Raw genomic sequence first — 15,365 nt, forward strand, 5'->3', positions numbered from 1 at the left:
ATGCGCAGGCGCAGCGGCAGTCGTCACAGCAGCTTCGCCGCCCTCGGCCGGCGCTTCGCCGTTCTCCCCGGCGGGACCGCCGATCATCGCGGTGTTCATGCCGCCCTTGGCATCCGGGCCGGCATAGGTCGCTTCGAGATCGATGATGTCGCGGAGGAAGATCTTGCCTTCGTTGAGCTCGTCGCGCCAGATGATGATGGCCTGGAAGGTCAGCGGGCTTTCGCAGAGGCCAGCGATCATCGCCTCGCGGCCGGCCTCGATGCGTTTTGCAATTGCGATTTCGCCCTCACGCGAGAGCAATTCGACCGTGCCCATCTCGCGCAGATACATGCGCACGGGATCGTCGGTGCGCTCGCCCGGCTCGCTCTTCTTGACCTCGGTGACGGCCTTCTGGGTGACCTCGACGAGCTCGTTGTCGGTCTCGTCCTCGCCGCCCTCGTCCTTGTCCTCCTCGCCTTCGCTGTCGTCGGCTTCGGTGACGTTGATGCCCATGTCCGAGAGCATGGACATGATGTCCTCGATCTGCTCGGGCGAGGTCTGGTCGGACGGCAAGACTTCGTTAAGTTGATCAAAGGTCACGAAGCCGCGCTTCTTGGCCTGCTTGATCATCTTCTTCACTGCCGCGTCGGACAGGTCGAGCAACGGCGAGGGCGCGTCCTGGGAATCCTTCTCCGGAGCGTCCGCTGCCTTGTCGTCCTTTTCCTTGTCCTTCGCCTGCAGCGTCTTTGCCTTGGTGGCCATCCATTGCTCCTAAACGCGCTTCATACAGGCGGCTCGCACGGCGCCTGCCTGAATTCACTTGAACTTGTTTCGACGCTCTCGCTTCGTCAGATCTCGACACGGAAAGGGCGGCGCAAACCTCTATCGCCACCCCAGAACTTCTCTCGCCGGATTTGCCTAACGCTTCGTAAGCACCTTTGTCGCCGGCGAATGCAGGTAGAGTGCCAACAGCGAATGCGCGGATTTATTCCTGACGCGTCTGTTTTGCCTGCGGCCGCCTGTTGGCCAAAGTGCTACAAGACCGTTAAGCCTCGATTAACCCTGTTTCTGCCGCCAAACCTTGGATTTGGCGAGTCTTTTTGCGGTTCCGGCCCCGGCCGTCCGCATGATTCTTCGTTTCACACGCTCTTCTGAAACCGGCCCGACAGCTCGCCAAAACCCTCGATCAGGGCCTCGGTACCGTCGACCTCGGCCATCCTGGCCTTGACGTCACGCAGCCACGCCAAATTGGCCTCGCTGGGGTCTTCCCCCAAGGCCAGCTCGGCATCCTTCAGCTCCCTAAGTAGTGAATGCCACTGCCGATGCAAGGCGACGAGCTGATTCCATGTGGCAAGAACGTCATCCCGCGCCGCGCCCTCACGGGCCCCGAACACGGCCTGGGTCGTGATGGCTCGCTCAACCCTTTGAAGTAGCGGAGAAAATCCACTCCGATCGAGGTCGGCACGCATCTTCTCGGCCTGCTCCGAGGGGTCCGGGCTGTGGTGATGGTCGTTGGCGAAGGCCGCGATAATACCGGCGCGGAGCTTGTGGGCCTCGGGGTGGGCAAGCTCCAGCGCGGCCACCTCCTCCAGATGGTCGTGCAGCAGCCAGGGGTGGTTGATCAGGCTTTGCAGGATCAGCGCTTCCCGCCGGGAGATTGCGCTGCGCTGTCCTCGCATGATCGGGCTTGCCGCAAGCTGCGGGCTCGCCGCCTGGTAGGGGCCGGAGGGGAGCGAGGTGGGAATCGGGCCGCCGCGGCGCCCCTGGCCGGCGAATCGATTCGCACCGCTCCCGCCGCGAGGCTGGAAGGAGCGGCCGGGTTGCGAGCGGAAATTACCGCGACCGGCGAAGCCGCCGCGGCCACCGCCTTCAGGCGCAAAGGTGCGCTGGAGGCGCTCGGCCAGATCCTGGCGATAATAGCGGCGCACGACCTCGTCGCGGATGCCGTTGCTGAGTTCATTGATGCGCGCCTCCAGCGCAGCGCGGCGCTCGGGCGTGACAAAGCTGCCGCCTTCGAGTTCGCGCGACCAGATCACGTCCGCAAGCGGGCGCGCCGCCGCGATCACTTCCTCGACCGCGCCGCGGCCGCCGGAGCGCACCAGATCGTCTGGGTCCTGCCCCTCCGGCAGCAGCGCGAAGCGCAGGCTCTTTCCGGGCGCGAGGAATGGCAAGGCGAGGTCCGCAGCACGATAGGCCGCCTTCTGCCCGGCCTTGTCGCCATCGAAGCAAAGGATCGGCTCGTCCGCCATCTTCCAGAGCAGAGCGAGCTGGCTTTCGGTCAGCGCGGTGCCGAGCGGGGCGACACTGCCTGCAAAGCCCGCGGTGACCATGGCGATGACGTCGACATAGCCTTCGACCACGATCAGCGCCGCACCGTCATGCGCAGCTTTCCGCGCGGTGGCGTGGTTGTAGAGATTGTCGCCCTTGTGAAAGAGCGGCGTCTCCGGCGAATTCAGGTATTTGGCCGGGACGTCCTTCTCCAGCGCCCGCCCGCCGAAGGCGATGACGCGGCCGCGCAAGTCCGTGATTGGAAACATCACGCGATCGCGGAAGCGGTCGTACGGCACGGGGATATCGTTGCCTGCCACGAGCAGGCCGGTCTCGACCATGTCGTCGACGGAAACGCCCTGCTTGCCGAGATACTCCTTCAACGCGAAGCGCTCGGGTGGTGGCGGCGCATAGCCGAGGCGGAATTGCAACTGCGTCGCAGGCGAGACGGCGCGATCGGCGAGATAGCCCCGCGCCTTGGCGCCGAGGCGGGAGGCCAGCGTCTCGGCAAAGAACTTTGCGGCGAGCTCCATGACGTCATGCAGTGTCCGGCGCCGCTGCTCATGCCGCGCGGCATCCGGGGTTGCCGCCGGCAGCGGCAGGCCCGCCATGTTGGCAAGCCGCTCGACCGCTTCGCCGAACGGCAGGCCGTCGGTCTCCATCACGAAGTTGATGATGTCGCCGTGCTTGCCGGAGGAGAAGTCGTGGTAAAAACCCTTCTGGTCGTTGACGTAGAAGGACGGCGTCTTCTCCTGCTGGAACGGCGACAGCCCCTTCCACTCGCGCCCCGCCTTCTTCAGCTTCACGCGCTTGCCCACGACCTCGGAGACCGAAAGCCGGGCACGCAGCTCGTCGAGGAATTGGGGCGTGAAGCGCATAAGGTGATTCTAGACGTGAGTCGGGGCCCTGTGCCAGCCGGCTAGGCATATAGGGCTGGCTCACGGAAATACGACGGTCGTGGGGTTTCTCCCGGATATTCACAGGGGCTTTCCCGCCACGTCGCGCTTGAACCCCGCAGTGTTCCGCGCTTCCATGCTCCGATGTTCACGACCTTTCGAGGCGGCCACAGCGGGGGTTGGCGCGTCACCTCGATCTCACCCGTGAAGGGTGATCCCCTGCCATTCATGCCGGCGCTGTCGGTGGTCGACAGCGAGGCGGCCGCGCTGCCGCTTGTGCCCTCGCGCAATTCGTGGCGTCTGGTCGGCGTCGCAAGCTATCTCCGCTACACCGAGCGCGCCGAGAAGGAGCAGCTTGTCGCGGTGCAGGCCGGGCTCGGCCGCCCCGAGGCGACTTGCGCCGCGCTGATCCCGATCCGCAAATCGCAGGCCTGGTGGGACCTCACGGCCGAAGAGCGGCGCAGGATCTTCGAGGACAAGTCACACCATATCGCCAGCAGCCTGCGCTTTTTGCCGGCGGTCGCGCGGCAGCTCTATCACTGCCGCGATCTCGGCGAGCCCTTCGACTTCCTGACCTGGTTCGAATTCGCACCGGCACACGCCTCGCTGTTCGAGGAGCTGGTCGCAATGCTGCGCACGACCGAGAGTGGTCCTACGTCGAGCGCGAGGTCGACGTGCGCGTGGTGCGCGAGGTGCTGGCGGGCTAGTCCTCGAGGAATCTGCCGGACGCGATGCGGGGCAGGTCCATGACCGGCCAGTTGTAGACGTAGGTCCAGGCGTTCTCGGTTGCGCCATCTGCGAGCGTGACGTCGATGAGCGCGCGCAGATATTCGGTCGGCTCGGGAAAGCCCTCGCCGCAGGCCTCATACATGTCGAGCTCGCGCAGCAACTCGTCAGGCGCGCGGAGGCGAAAGAGTTCGCCGTGCACGAGGTCGGACGGTGTGTCCGATAGCAGGAGCCCCGGATAATGCTTCACGAGAACGAGCCGGCCGCGGCAGGTCGCATCCCCAAGGAAATCAGCATGCGCCGCCAAGAGCCGCGCCATCGGATGGTCGAAGCCGCGCATCAAGGTGCCGTAGACGAAGAGACGATCGGTCATGGGGTGTCTATAGCCGTCAATTCTACGGAACAACAGCGCCACCCCCTCAATGTCGTCCTGGCGAAAGCCGGGACGACATTGGGAGGCATTGCCTATCACCGACGGTGGCGCGACGGCTCACGCCGCCTTCACCACCTCATCGCTGACCACCTCGAACTTCTTCAACTCCATCCGGCCAAAGCTCGTCGACAGCGCGACGTCGGCAGCGTCGCGTCCCGTCGCCATCAGGATGCGGCCGATGCGCGGGACATTGTGGCGGGCATCGAAGGTGAGCCACTTGCCAGAAAGATAGACCTGAAACCAACCGGAAAAATCCATCGGGAACGGCTCGGCCGGAATGCCGATGTCGCCCATGTACCCGGTGCAGTAGCGCGCCGGAATGCCCATGCAGCGGCAGAACGCGACCGCGAGATGCGCAAAGTCGCGACAGACGCCGGAACGGCTTTCATAGACGTCGTGCGCTGACTTCATGTGATGGGCGTGCTCATAACCGAAGGTGACGTGCTGGTGCACGAACTCGGTGATCGCGCAGACGCGCTTCCAACCAGGTTCACTTTTGGCGAACAGCGACCAGGCGATGTCGGTGAGCTTGTCGGTCTCGCAATAGCGGCTCGGCATCAGATAGAGCAGCAGCTCGTTGGGCAGCTGCTCGATCGGCAATTGCTGCGCGGTCGGCATCACCTCGTCCGCCAGGCCGGTGTCGCGCACCAGCGCGCTGCCTTTCAGCGTGACGCCACCCGCGGGTGCAACCAGGCGGCCGCAAACATTGCCAAAGCTGTCATGATAGAAGCGGATCGGCACATCTGGCTCGGCCACCACCGTCTCCTTGCCGACGATGTCGGCCTGGCGCGAGGGGTGGATGTTGAGCATGATCACCATCGGCGTCGACTGTGGCGCAGCGTAAGCAATCTCGAAGCCGACCTTGATGTCCATCTACAATACCTCTGGCTCCAGCTCTTCGTCGGTCTCTTGGTCGTCCGAGACCACCTTGATGTTCACCTCCATGGCCTCGAACGCCTCGGCCGAGCCGAGATAGACCCCATGCAGCGGGATCGCCTGGCGCGGATCGCGGGCCACCGCGACGCGGATCAGATCGCGCGTGCCGACGATGCCGTTGGTCGGGTCGAACTCGATCCAGCCCGCGCTCGGCAGGTACACCTGCACCCAGGCATGCGTCGAGCCGCCGCCGACATGGCGCGTCTCGAGATCCTCCGGCACGAAGATGTAGCCGGATACGAATCGCGCGGCGATGCCGAGCCGGCGCAGCGCCTCGATCATGAACAGCGCATAGTCGCGGCAGGTGCCGGTGCCCCTTTGCAGCGTATCGAGCGGATGCTGCGTGCCCTGCTCGTGACGCTTGCGATACTTGAAGGCCTTGCGGATGCCGTGCGTCATGCCGCTCAGGATCTTGAACGTCGGCGTCGGCGCCTCCTCGTCGAGGAAGCTGCGCGCCCATTCCGACAGCCCGCCGTCGGCATCGGCATATTGCGGCGTGATGTAGTGGCCGAGATCGGGGAATTCCTCGTCGTCATAGACGAAGGGATAGAAATAGGCCGGATCGTCCGGCGTCAGCGCGAACTCCTCGACCGGATTGTGCTCGACGGTGACGTGCCAGTCGAACGTCAAGACGTCCGCGCGCTCGTCGAAATTCGCGATCGCGACCGAGTTGCCGAACACGTCGTGGATCCAGTGCAGCGACATCGGCTGAGGCGAGATATGAAGCCGGCTGTCGAGCACGCGCAGATCATGACTGTCGCGCGGGCGCAGCATGATGCGATGCTCGCCGAACGCCACCGGGCGGTTGTAGCGATATTCGGTCTTGTGATGAATCGTGAGCAGCGGCATCGTTAGGCAATCATGGTGATTCTGGACCGGCTAATCTATAGCGTTGGCTGCTCAATTTTAAGAGCGGGGTGCATTTTCCATAGGCAATCAGGATGGTTTTAGAGGCGGCCGGCACGACGAATCAGCTTCTCGGCAAAGGCGATAGTCCGCCGGTGCACGAGACGAATGCGGCAGGAGGCGCGCCCTTCCTGCTCACTTGCGATCATTACGGGCGCGCGCTGCCGCACGCGCTCGGCGATCTCGGCGTCGCCGAAAGCGAGCTGACACGACACATCGCCTGGGACATCGGGATTGCCGGCGTCGCCGAGCGGCTCGCTGGGATGCTTGATGCGCACCTTATCGCACAGCGCTACTCGCGGCTCGTGATCGACTGCAACCGCCCGCCGGGCGTCGCAAGCTCGATCCCCGTGATCTCGGAGGCAACGGCGATCCCGCGCAATGAGGGGATTTCGGAAGGAGAGCGCGAGGCGCGACGCCGCGAGATTTTCGATCCCTATCACGGCCGTATCAATGCGGTGATCGACGCGCGCGTTCATGCAAAGCGCCCGACCGTGCTGGTCGCGCTGCACAGCTTCACGCCGGTCTACGCCGGCGTTGCGCGCCCCTGGCACATCGGCACGCTCTATCACCGCGACACCGTGCTGCCGCACCTCCTGCTCAAACATCTACGCAGCGAGAGCGATCTCGTCGTCGGCGACAACGAGCCTTATGCGGTGAGCGACCTAACCGACTACACCATCCCCGTCCACGGCGAGGCCCGCGGCCTCCTGAACACCGGCATCGAGATCCGCCAGGATTTGATCACGGACCAATCCGGCCAGCAGCGATGGGCGGAACGGCTGGCGAGGATTTTTGCCGAGGTCGAAGCGGAGCTGCGGGCGGAGAGGTTGGTGTAGCCCTCACTTCGCCCTTGTCAGCGCCAGCCAGATACCGCCACCGATCATGAAGCCGCCGGAGACGCGCGACATCATCCGCGTGCGGCGCGCCGAGAAGAATTTTCGCGCGCGGCCGGCAGCCGTGGCATAGAGCGCGTCCGTCATCGCTGCCGTCACCATAAACGTTGCACCCAGCAGCGCGACCTGCGGGAAGTGATCGCGGTTCATGTCCATGAACTGCGGAATGAAGGCGCCGAAAAACACCAGCACCTTGGGGTTCGACAGCAGCACCAAGAAGCCTTGCAGGAAGAAACCGCCGCGCGGCGGCGCCGGCGGCTCGTCGACCTTGACGCCCTCGACCGGCGCCCAGATCAGCTTGATGCCGAGCCAGATCAGATAGGCGGCACCGGCAAAGCGTACCCAGTCGAACCAGTAGCCCATGGTCGCCATCAGTGAGGTCAGCCCGATCGCGACGACGCCGATCACGATCGCCAGCCCCGCCTGCGCGCCCGCAACGTTGGTCAGCGCCGCCCGGGTTCCATGCCTGAGGCCATTGGCGATGACGAGCGTGACGATCGGACCAGGCAACAGCGCCAGCGCAATGCAGGCAGCGACGAAGGCGAGATAGGCTTGCAAGGACATCATGGGGCGGACTCGCTGAGGGAGTTGTCGTCGAATTAATGCACGTTTGGTGCGGCGGCGAAAGCTCGACGTGTGTCGCACGCAGAATCCACAAACGCCACCGTCATACCCCGCGCAGGCGGGGTATCCGGTACGCCGCGGCCCCTCCGTATCCCGTGACCGTCTCTACAATACTGGATCATCCGCTTTCGCGAAAGCGGGTGATGACGGCGGTGCGAGCGGCACGATCGTGCGCCTCTCACCTTCCGTCCAGTGCCGCAATCATCCATCGCTTCATCTCCTGCGTCTCCAAGAACTCAATCGCGGCGCGCTGCATCGCGCGCACCTCGCCTGCGCCCTGCACCACCGCGACCAGCAGATCGCAGCGACGCGACAGGGCAATGCCGATCGCCGTATGGCGCGCACCGTCCGACATGTCGAGATCGTAATGCCCGGCGCGGCCGTACAACTTGCCGACGCGCACCGCTTCGCCCGGCGCTGTCGCTGCAAAATGCGGGTTGATCAAGTCGAGATCGGCCACGCGATCGACCTCGTCATCATCGACGACGCCACGGTCGCAATTGCAGAAGCCGAGCTTTGCGCGGACGTAGAGCTCGGTGCCCGCGCAAGCCCCACCGCAGCGAAACGCACGGCCCGCAGGCCAGCCATCACGCGGGAACGGCCAGGCGGTCTCCCGCCAATGGACCGATGTCTCGGCCGGCACCGGCGCGAGTTGATACGCGCCGACCCCGGACGCGCCGAGCGCGATTGCGGAGGCCAATATGATCGCCGCGCGCCGCATCGTCAGTTCTTCGGCAGGCCGGCGACGGCGCGTGCGGAGCCCGTCAGCTCCAGAATGTGCAGGCCGGTGTTGGCGCGATCGACGATGTAGATGTAGCCGCGGTCATCGGTCTCGACATTGTTGGTCTGGATCGCGACCTTGCAGCGCTCGCCGCCTTCGATCGGGATGCAGCGCTTGTCGGTTGCCTGTGTGATCGCCGGGATGAAATAGCCGACCTCCTTGGGGTGGTAGGGATCGCGGATATCGAGCGCGCGTACGCCGGCATTGAAGAAGGCAATGAAGGCCATCCTCTTGTAGTAGACCGGCGCCATGCTCTCATTCGACGAATGTGAGCCGAAACGGCCCCCGCGCTGGCAGAACTGCCCGCTCGCCTCGGGCACCGTGTAGCTCGAAACGATCATCGGCCGCACTTCGGTCGTAACGTCGGCGAACCACACCATCTGCCGCGCCTCACCGCATTCGTTCAATATCGCCTCGTCGACGATCATCACGATATCACGCGTCTTGCCGTCCTTGTCCTCGGCGAACTCGGCGACGGGCATGTCGAGCATCGGGAACGTCGTATGCGCGCCGTTGAAGGCGGACATCGGCAGGCGCGCGATTTCGGGATAGCGCAGGTTCTCCGGCGTCGGCTCCTTGCCGCCGTTCAAGAGCTTCTCGCGATCGACGATCTGCAAGATGCCGCCCTTATTGGTGCCGTAGCCGAAATAGACGCGGTTGCCCGTGGGCCCGGTCGAAATCGGTCCGTGCAATTCGGTCGGCACCGCGCCGGTCGCGCCGGGCTCCTGGCCAGGCAAGCCGAAGTCGCGGACCTTTTGCGGATGTGCGGGATCGCTGAGATCATAGACCTGTGTCATGCGGCGCGTGCGCCAGTCCGGCGCACCCGAGACGAGATAGGCAATGCCGGTGTCGCATTCCCACCAGCTCTTGTGCGTGTCCTTCAGGCCGCCAAGGCGCGTGACGAGCACAGGATTGGCGGGATCGGCGACGTTCCAGATCTCATGCGCCTCGCTGCCGAAGGTGCGGAGCATGTAGACGGCATTGGCATCGCCCTTGGGCAACGACTTGCCGTCGCACACCCGCACCATCTGCGCGCCACCGGATTCGTACTTGCCCTCCTGACCCGGCAAATGGCGCAGATACTTGGGATGCGCGGGGTCCGTGACGTCGACGATCGAGGTGCCGTTCGGCTCGGCCTGACCCGTCAGCGGATTGACGGGATTGGGCACGTCGTCCGTGCCGCCGTGATGTCCGATATAGGCGATCCAGCGATCGCCCTGGTGATGAATGGTCGGCTGATAGGCGCTGCGCGCCTGGAGGTCGTTATACCCGACCAGCTTCATGTTGGAGGCTTCGGGCGGGGCGCCGATCATCTGCTGCTTCTGGGCGTGGACGGTGCTGCAAGCAAAAAGGACGAGGCAGGCAGCGAGTTGGACGCGACGAAACATGTTTCCCCCCGGAACCAATCTCCGTTGGCTGAGACAGAACGCTAACACAGGGACCGTGCCGAAAACATGATCTCGAGATCAAGGCAGTGATTCCGGAAACCATGCAGCGGTTATCCGGAATTGCGAGATTCCGGGTTCATCGCTGCGATGCCCCGGAATGACGACGCTTGACATGCAACTATTTGGTTGCCTATTATCCCGCCATGGATGAGGTCTTCAAAGCGCTGGCCGACGCCTCGAGACGGTCGCTCTTGGACAGGCTTCACGCCAAAAACGGCCAGACGCTGAACGAGCTCTGCGAGGGCCTGGAGATGACGCGCCAGGCCGTCACCAAGCACCTTGCCATTCTCGAAGAAGCCAACCTGGTCACCACCTTCAGGCACGGCCGCGAGAAGCTGCACTACCTCAACCCGGTGCCGATCCATCAGATCGGCGAACGCTGGATCAAGAAATTCGAGCGCGGGAAACTCGCCGCGCTCAGCGAGTTGAAACGTCAACTGGAGAAGCGCGATGAGTAAGCCGAGTTATGTGTACGTGACCTACATCGAGACCTCGCCCGAGGCGCTGTGGCAGGCGTTGACCGATGGCGATTTCACCGAACGCTACTGGTTCGGCCATCGCATCACCTCGGACTGGAAGCAAGGCGCGCCCTACCGTTTCACCAACAACGGCAATCCGACGGTGGAGGGCGAGGTCATCACCTTCGATCCAACAAGGCGGCTCGCCTATAGCTGGCACAATCGCAAGCCCGAAGCCGCGGGCGAAGGGATCTCGCGCGTCACCTTCGATCTCGAACCTCGCGGCAAGGTCGTCAAGCTGACGGTCACGCATGACCAGCTCGGTGAGGACGGCAAGACCCTGCGCGACATCTCCGGCGGCTGGCCGATGGTGCTGTCGAACCTGAAGAGCTTGCTCGAGAGCGGCCGCACCATCGAGATCGTGCCGCCAGGTTATTCAAAGAAGGACGCCGCGTAATGCCGCGGCCCGAATTCGTCTATGTCACTTATATCGGGACCACGCCGCCGGTGGGCATCGAGGGATTTGAATAATGAACATCGATCAGTTCAAACCGCTCACGGTCTACACCATTTACATCGCATCCACGCCTGAGAAAGTGTGGGAGGCGCTGACCTCGGCCGAGTTCAGCCGGATGTATTTCTTCGGCAATGCGGTCGAGGTCGAGCCACGGCTCGGCGGCGCGTTCACCGTGCGCACGCCGGACGGCGCGTTGCATATCAGCGGCGAGGTCCTCGCATACGAGCCGCCGCGAAAGCTCTCGGTCACCTTCAACGTCAACTGGCCCGAACTGATCGAGAAGCTCGGGCCGACGCTCGTCACCTACGAGATCGAAGAGGCCGGCGACGCCGTCCGGCTCACCATGAGCGAAGGCCACGACCGGCCGCTCAGCGACGACATTCTTGCGGGCGGACGGCAGGGCTGGCCCGCGATCCTGTCGAGCCTCAAGAGCCTGCTCGAGACCGGCAAGCCGCTGGTGGTCAAGATGGGCCCGCCGCAACGAATGCTGGACGCGCTGAAGGCGATGGGCATCAAGACGCCGTAGTGGCCGCAAGCTCCGCCGTCGTCCTGGACAAGCGAAGCAAAGCGGAGCGCTGATCCAGGACCCATTACCCCAGGGAGATATTTGGCGAAGACTCGTTGTTACGACGCGCCACGACTCCTTCCTGGGGTAATGGGTCCTGGCGTTCGCCAGGACGACAGCATGACTACGGCACCGGCGCGACGATGCGGCGGTAGAGATGCCAGGTCGCATGTCCGAGCACCGGCAGCGTCACGACCAGTCCAAGAAAGTACGGCAGCGCCGACACGATCAGGAGCATCACGATCACGGCGGCCCAGCCGATCATCGGCAAGGGGCTGGTGACGACCGCACGCACGCTCGTCACCATCGCGGTGACGAAATCGACATCGCGATCGAGCAGCAGCGGAAACGACACCACCGTTAGCGAGAACAGGATCAACGACAGCGCAGCACCGACCGCATTGCCAATGGCGAGGAACAACAGGCCCTCATTGGTGGTGAGCACTACCGTCATGAATTCCTGCAAGCTCGAGAAGGAAGCGTGCAGCCCGAGCAGCAGCGCGATCAACAGCCGCACCTGGTACATCCAGACCACAAACATGAACAGCGTGACGAAGGCCATCCACCCGATCTCGCTGCGCGAGCGTATCGTCGACCAGATCGCACCGAAAGAAACGGGCTCACCTCGCTCGCGGCGCCGGCTGACTTCGTAAAGACCGATGGCGACGAACGGTCCGATCAGCGCAAAACCTGCTGCAAGCGGATAGACGAGATAGATCAGCCCGAACGCGGTGAGGCAGAGCAGGATGGCGACGCCGCCGGCGGCATAGAGCACGCCGAAGCAAAGCCCGTACAGCGGCAGCGCCTGAAAATCTCGCAGGCCTTCGGCCAGCGCCTCCGCGATGTCGGTCGCGGCCACAGGGCGCACCACCGGATCGACTTTGCCCGAGATGGACATCGGCTTCCTCCGCGAATCCCCCTCGCGCGATCTTTGCCGCGCGCGGTATTCTTGGCGCCAATGATAGTCCGCTCTCGAAGAGCGTGCACGGGAGAGTTGAGCGGTCAGCAGATACCGCAATTGTCTTTCGGGCACTGTGCCGCTTGATCTTCGCCCTTGGTCAGGGGTGCGCCGCGAGCAGGAGCGCCACAGCGAGATTGGCCACGAACAACGCCGCGTCGATGACGAAGATCCTGAGCATCGGCCCCTTCAACACGGGCCAGTAAGCTACCCCGACGCGACCGCCGCGCATCAGGACCGGAAGATTATAAGCGAACTGGCTAAAGTGGCAGGCGGCGAAGAACAGGAACAAGACCAGTTGCGCTTCGATCGGCTGGAAGAACGGCGGCCGAACGACAAGATAGAGCGAAAGAATTCCGATCGGCAGATTGATCCCGCCCAAAAACGCCACGCTGGCCGACAAGGTCGGCGCGATCGGATTGCCCCGCTCCTCGCGCGGCACGAGAATCTTCAGTGTATTGCGCTGCGCTATGCTGAACTGGATGAAGGCACCGCCGAACCAGAGCGCGTTGAAGAGCAGAACGAAATCCGAAAATCGCATGGTTACTTTCCGTACCAATTCGCGCCCATGCCTCGACAGACTCTTCGGCGGCCGCGCGATCCATTGTCTGTCCGCTCTTGGCGCCGCCCTCCCCCGGTTCGCGACCAGGAGATTGGCAAAGGCCGCTTTTCATGTCAACTAAGTTGACTTGATATCAGTTGCTGTCGGCGATCGCCTCCATGACAGCCATCCATGCGGCAGCACCAGGCGCCCCGACGCGCTCGAACGCCTGGCGCAGTACCTTGCGCTCATGGTCCGATGCCCTTTGCTCGATGCGTTGCCCCGCCAGCGTCAGGCGCAACAGTTTGGAGCGATGCTGCTCGGGCGAGCGCTTCGCGGTCAGGAGCTTACGCTCCATCAACAGCTTGAGCGGCCGGTTCAAGGCCTGCTTGGAAATGCCGAGCGTCTCGATCAGCGAGCCGATTGCGATATCGGGCTGGCGGGCCACCACGTAGAGGATACGATGGTGCGGGCGCGACAGGCCCTGCTTCGCAAGATACTCGTCGGCCAGGAGCGTCATTCCGCGCCAGCCGTAATACATGAGCTCAAGCGCCGCATCCAGATCGTGCAGCTTCTCGAGTGAAGCGCGGTGAAGACCCGCGGCATGAGACATCTTTGGCATCATCTGACTGCGTCGATTGAACGAGTTCATCCCCGCATCCGCACCGTCGCGAAGAATTTTCGCACGTCGCGCACGAACAGGTCCGGTTGCTCGAAGGCGGCGAAATGGCCGCCCTTCTCCATCTCGCTCCAGTGCGTGATGTTGTGGAAATTGGGCTCCATCCAGCGGCGCACGGGCGCGATGATCTCCTTGGGGAACACCGCAACGCCCGTCGGCACCTTGACGACCGGCGTCGTGCGGCGCCTGCCAAAGCTCTCCCAATAGAGCCGCGCCGAGGAGGTCGCCGTTTCCGTCGCCCAATAGAGCATGACGTTGTCGAGCAGCTCGTCCTTACTGAAGATGTTTTCGGGATGGCCGTTGCAATCGGTCCAGGCCCAGAACTTTTCGAGGATCCAGGCCGCCTGCCCGCTTGGCGAATCCGTGAGGCCATAGCCGAGCGTCTGCGGCCGCGTCGATTGCTGCTTCGCGTAGCCGGCGTCGAGATCGACATAGTGCTTCAGCCCGGCGAGCGCCCGCTTCTCCTCGGCCGTCGGCTCGCCCTCGACCTTCGGCGCCGAATTGAAGGCGAGCGTGATGTGGATGCCGGCGCAATGCTCACCGTCCTGCGCGCCGAGAGAAGTCGTCACTGCCGAGCCCCAATCGCCGCCCTGCGCGCCGTAACGTGTGTACCCGAGGCGGTCCATCAGTTTCACCCAGGTCGCCGCGATGCGGTCAACGCCCCAGCCGGTCGCCTTGGGTTTCGCCGAGAAGCCGAAGCCCGGCAGCGACGGGCACACCACGTGGAAAGCATCAGCCGGATTGCCGCCGTGTGCGGCGGGATCAACCAACGGCGCTATCACCTTCTGGAATTCGACGATCGAGCCAGGCCAGCCATGCGTGATGATCAGCGGCAGCGCGGCCGGCTCTTTCGAGCGCGCATGGATAAAGTGGATGTCGAGCCCGTCGATCTCGGTGGTGAACTGATCGAAGCGATTGAGCTTTGCCTCCCGCGCACGCCAGTCATAATCGTTGGCCCAGTACCCGCAGATCTCCTTGATCCACGTCAGCGGCGCACCCTGGCTCCAATCGTCGACCAGTTCCGCCTCTGGCCACCGCGTGCGCGCAAGGCGCGATCTGAGGTCGGCGAGGATATCGTCGCTGATAGCGATGCGAAACGGCTTGATCGCGCTGATCATCGGTTGCCTCCCCCAGTTTTTTCATCATTCCGGGCGCGCCTCTTGGCGCGAACCCGGAATCCATTGATCAACGGATTCGGTGGCACGATGGATTCCGGGCTCGACGCTTGGCGTCGCCCCGGGATAACGGTCCTATCCAGTCAGCGCCGCCTTCACGAGTCCACTCGCCTTCGCGAAATCCATCTGCCCGGTGTACTTCGCCTTCAACGCGGCGATCACCTTGCCCATGTCCTTCATGCCGACGGCGCCGGTCTCGGCGATTGCATCGGAAATCGCCCTCTTCACGTCATCATCCGACATCTGCTTGGGCAGATAGGCCGAGATGACGGCGATCTCCTCGCGCTCCTGCGCGGCGAGTTCTGCGCGGCCGCCTTTTTCATAAAGTTCGACCGCCTCCTGACGCTGCTTGATCATCTTCTGGAGCACGCCGAGCAACTCGGCATCGCTAAGCGGCGGCTTGCCGTTGCCGCGCGCCTCGATGTCGGCGTTCTTGATGGTCGAATTGACCATGCGCAGCGTGCCGAGCTTGCGCTCGTCCTTGGCCTTCATGGCCTCTTTCACCGCAGCGTTGATGTCGTCGCGCATCATGGTCCTGGTTCCTTCAATTGTGTCGCGCCTGATTTAGGCCGTTCGCCC

General features: G+C 63.6%; 17 protein-coding genes and 1 pseudogene. 5 read left to right on the top strand and 13 right to left on the bottom strand.

Translation table 11 applies throughout. From position 1 onward, the window contains the following. Both SO139_RS14205 and dnaG read right to left on the bottom strand, forming a co-directional pair. Nucleotides 1–741 (bottom strand): RNA polymerase sigma factor region1.1 domain-containing protein (locus SO139_RS14205; protein WP_498540174.1); only part of this gene is annotated, 741 nt, incomplete at its 3' end. A 377-nt stretch (nt 742–1,118) separates the two neighbouring features. After that, nucleotides 1,119–3,125, bottom strand: coding sequence for a DNA primase (gene dnaG, locus SO139_RS14210; RefSeq protein WP_474798495.1), 2,007 nt, complete (start codon nt 3,123–3,125; stop codon nt 1,119–1,121). A 162-nt stretch (nt 3,126–3,287) separates the two neighbouring features. Between dnaG and SO139_RS14215 the strand changes: the two are divergent. After that, nucleotides 3,288–3,850: pseudogene (locus tag SO139_RS14215) on the top strand (chlorite dismutase family protein). Here the strand turns inward: SO139_RS14215 and SO139_RS14220 are convergent. The 3 genes from SO139_RS14220 to SO139_RS14230 all read right to left on the bottom strand — a co-directional run bounded on the left by SO139_RS14220 (nt 3,847) and on the right by SO139_RS14230 (nt 6,087). Beyond that, a complete protein-coding gene (locus tag SO139_RS14220; protein ID WP_474798493.1) occupies nt 3,847–4,242 on the bottom strand; it encodes a gamma-glutamylcyclotransferase family protein in 396 nt (131 codons plus the stop codon). The pseudogene SO139_RS14215 and the gene SO139_RS14220 overlap by 4 nt on opposite strands. A gap of 117 nt (nt 4,243–4,359) precedes the next feature. After that, entirely contained in the window at nt 4,360–5,175 is an 816-nt protein-coding gene (locus tag SO139_RS14225) for a transglutaminase-like domain-containing protein (RefSeq protein WP_474798491.1), read from the bottom strand. Beyond that, nucleotides 5,176–6,087: a transglutaminase family protein gene (locus SO139_RS14230; protein ID WP_474798489.1), complete on the bottom strand. Its 912-nt coding sequence runs from the start codon at nt 6,085–6,087 to the stop codon at nt 5,176–5,178. A gap of 92 nt (nt 6,088–6,179) precedes the next feature. Between SO139_RS14230 and SO139_RS14235 the strand changes: the two genes are divergently transcribed. After that, nucleotides 6,180–6,983 (top strand): N-formylglutamate amidohydrolase, encoded by an 804-nt coding sequence (locus SO139_RS14235; RefSeq protein ID WP_474798487.1) that lies wholly within the window; start codon nt 6,180–6,182, stop codon nt 6,981–6,983. Between the two features lie 3 nt (nt 6,984–6,986). On the opposite strand, the gene SO139_RS14240 is transcribed toward SO139_RS14235, so the two are convergent. From SO139_RS14240 to SO139_RS14250, 3 genes are all read right to left on the bottom strand, one after another. After that, complete coding sequence (locus tag SO139_RS14240; protein ID WP_084801570.1) at nt 6,987–7,607, bottom strand: LysE family translocator; 621 nt, start codon at nt 7,605–7,607, stop codon at nt 6,987–6,989. A 235-nt stretch (nt 7,608–7,842) separates the two neighbouring features. Further along, entirely contained in the window at nt 7,843–8,385 is a 543-nt protein-coding gene (locus SO139_RS14245) for a hypothetical protein (RefSeq protein ID WP_474798485.1), read from the bottom strand. Nucleotides 8,386–8,387: 2 nt separating this feature from the next. Continuing rightward, nucleotides 8,388–9,833, bottom strand: coding sequence for an LVIVD repeat-containing protein (locus SO139_RS14250; RefSeq protein WP_449377434.1), 1,446 nt, complete (start codon nt 9,831–9,833; stop codon nt 8,388–8,390). A gap of 203 nt (nt 9,834–10,036) precedes the next feature. Here SO139_RS14250 and SO139_RS14255 point away from each other — a divergent pair, with 203 nt between their 5' ends. The 3 genes from SO139_RS14255 (at nt 10,037) to SO139_RS14265 (ending at nt 11,394) form a co-directional block, all read left to right on the top strand. After that, nucleotides 10,037–10,351 carry an ArsR/SmtB family transcription factor gene (locus SO139_RS14255; protein WP_449377578.1) on the top strand — a complete coding sequence of 105 codons (315 nt, stop codon included), beginning with the start codon at nt 10,037–10,039 and terminating at the stop codon, nt 10,349–10,351. Next, complete coding sequence (locus SO139_RS14260) at nt 10,344–10,808, top strand: SRPBCC family protein (protein ID WP_474798482.1); 465 nt, start codon at nt 10,344–10,346, stop codon at nt 10,806–10,808. The genes SO139_RS14255 and SO139_RS14260 overlap by 8 nt, the downstream gene beginning before the upstream one ends. A gap of 73 nt (nt 10,809–10,881) precedes the next feature. Further along, nucleotides 10,882–11,394: an SRPBCC family protein gene (locus tag SO139_RS14265; RefSeq protein ID WP_449377436.1), complete on the top strand. Its 513-nt coding sequence runs from the start codon at nt 10,882–10,884 to the stop codon at nt 11,392–11,394. Between the two features lie 163 nt (nt 11,395–11,557). On the opposite strand, the gene SO139_RS14270 is transcribed toward SO139_RS14265, so the two are convergent. From SO139_RS14270 to SO139_RS14290, 5 genes are all read right to left on the bottom strand, one after another. Beyond that, a complete protein-coding gene (locus SO139_RS14270; protein WP_449377437.1) occupies nt 11,558–12,331 on the bottom strand; it encodes a DUF2189 domain-containing protein in 774 nt (257 codons plus the stop codon). A 160-nt stretch (nt 12,332–12,491) separates the two neighbouring features. Then, the gene (locus SO139_RS14275) at nt 12,492–12,932 is read right to left on the bottom strand and encodes a hypothetical protein (RefSeq protein ID WP_449377438.1); all 441 of its coding nucleotides are present in this window, start codon (nt 12,930–12,932) and stop codon (nt 12,492–12,494) included. Between the two features lie 154 nt (nt 12,933–13,086). Continuing rightward, a complete protein-coding gene (locus SO139_RS14280; RefSeq protein WP_474798479.1) occupies nt 13,087–13,554 on the bottom strand; it encodes a MarR family winged helix-turn-helix transcriptional regulator in 468 nt (155 codons plus the stop codon). A gap of 26 nt (nt 13,555–13,580) precedes the next feature. Further along, nucleotides 13,581–14,726, bottom strand: coding sequence for an epoxide hydrolase family protein (locus SO139_RS14285; protein ID WP_449377580.1), 1,146 nt, complete (start codon nt 14,724–14,726; stop codon nt 13,581–13,583). A 135-nt stretch (nt 14,727–14,861) separates the two neighbouring features. After that, the gene (locus SO139_RS14290) at nt 14,862–15,317 is read right to left on the bottom strand and encodes a GatB/YqeY domain-containing protein (protein WP_449377439.1); all 456 of its coding nucleotides are present in this window, start codon (nt 15,315–15,317) and stop codon (nt 14,862–14,864) included. Between the last annotated feature and the right edge of the window lie 48 nt (nt 15,318–15,365).

It is taken from the genome of Bradyrhizobium sp. UFLA05-89 (genome assembly GCF_059803475.1).

Bases quoted from the DNA above. Each gene is read 5' to 3' on its own strand.
- dnaG (WP_474798495.1), bottom strand. From the start codon at position 3,125: ATGCGCTTCACGCCCCAATTCCTCGACGAGCTGCGTGCCCGGCTTTCG.
- SO139_RS14220 (WP_474798493.1), bottom strand. From the start codon at position 4,242: ATGACCGATCGTCTCTTCGTCTACGGCACCTTGATGCGCGGCTTCGAC.
- SO139_RS14225 (WP_474798491.1), bottom strand. From the start codon at position 5,175: ATGGACATCAAGGTCGGCTTCGAGATTGCTTACGCTGCGCCACAGTCG.
- SO139_RS14230 (WP_474798489.1), bottom strand. From the start codon at position 6,087: ATGCCGCTGCTCACGATTCATCACAAGACCGAATATCGCTACAACCGC.
- SO139_RS14235 (WP_474798487.1), top strand. From the start codon at position 6,180: ATGGTTTTAGAGGCGGCCGGCACGACGAATCAGCTTCTCGGCAAAGGC.
- SO139_RS14240 (WP_084801570.1), bottom strand. From the start codon at position 7,607: ATGATGTCCTTGCAAGCCTATCTCGCCTTCGTCGCTGCCTGCATTGCG.
- SO139_RS14245 (WP_474798485.1), bottom strand. From the start codon at position 8,385: ATGCGGCGCGCGGCGATCATATTGGCCTCCGCAATCGCGCTCGGCGCG.
- SO139_RS14250 (WP_449377434.1), bottom strand. From the start codon at position 9,833: ATGTTTCGTCGCGTCCAACTCGCTGCCTGCCTCGTCCTTTTTGCTTGC.
- SO139_RS14255 (WP_449377578.1), top strand. From the start codon at position 10,037: ATGGATGAGGTCTTCAAAGCGCTGGCCGACGCCTCGAGACGGTCGCTC.
- SO139_RS14260 (WP_474798482.1), top strand. From the start codon at position 10,344: ATGAGTAAGCCGAGTTATGTGTACGTGACCTACATCGAGACCTCGCCC.
- SO139_RS14265 (WP_449377436.1), top strand. From the start codon at position 10,882: ATGAACATCGATCAGTTCAAACCGCTCACGGTCTACACCATTTACATC.
- SO139_RS14270 (WP_449377437.1), bottom strand. From the start codon at position 12,331: ATGTCCATCTCGGGCAAAGTCGATCCGGTGGTGCGCCCTGTGGCCGCG.
- SO139_RS14275 (WP_449377438.1), bottom strand. From the start codon at position 12,932: ATGCGATTTTCGGATTTCGTTCTGCTCTTCAACGCGCTCTGGTTCGGC.
- SO139_RS14280 (WP_474798479.1), bottom strand. From the start codon at position 13,554: ATGCCAAAGATGTCTCATGCCGCGGGTCTTCACCGCGCTTCACTCGAG.
- SO139_RS14290 (WP_449377439.1), bottom strand. From the start codon at position 15,317: ATGATGCGCGACGACATCAACGCTGCGGTGAAAGAGGCCATGAAGGCC.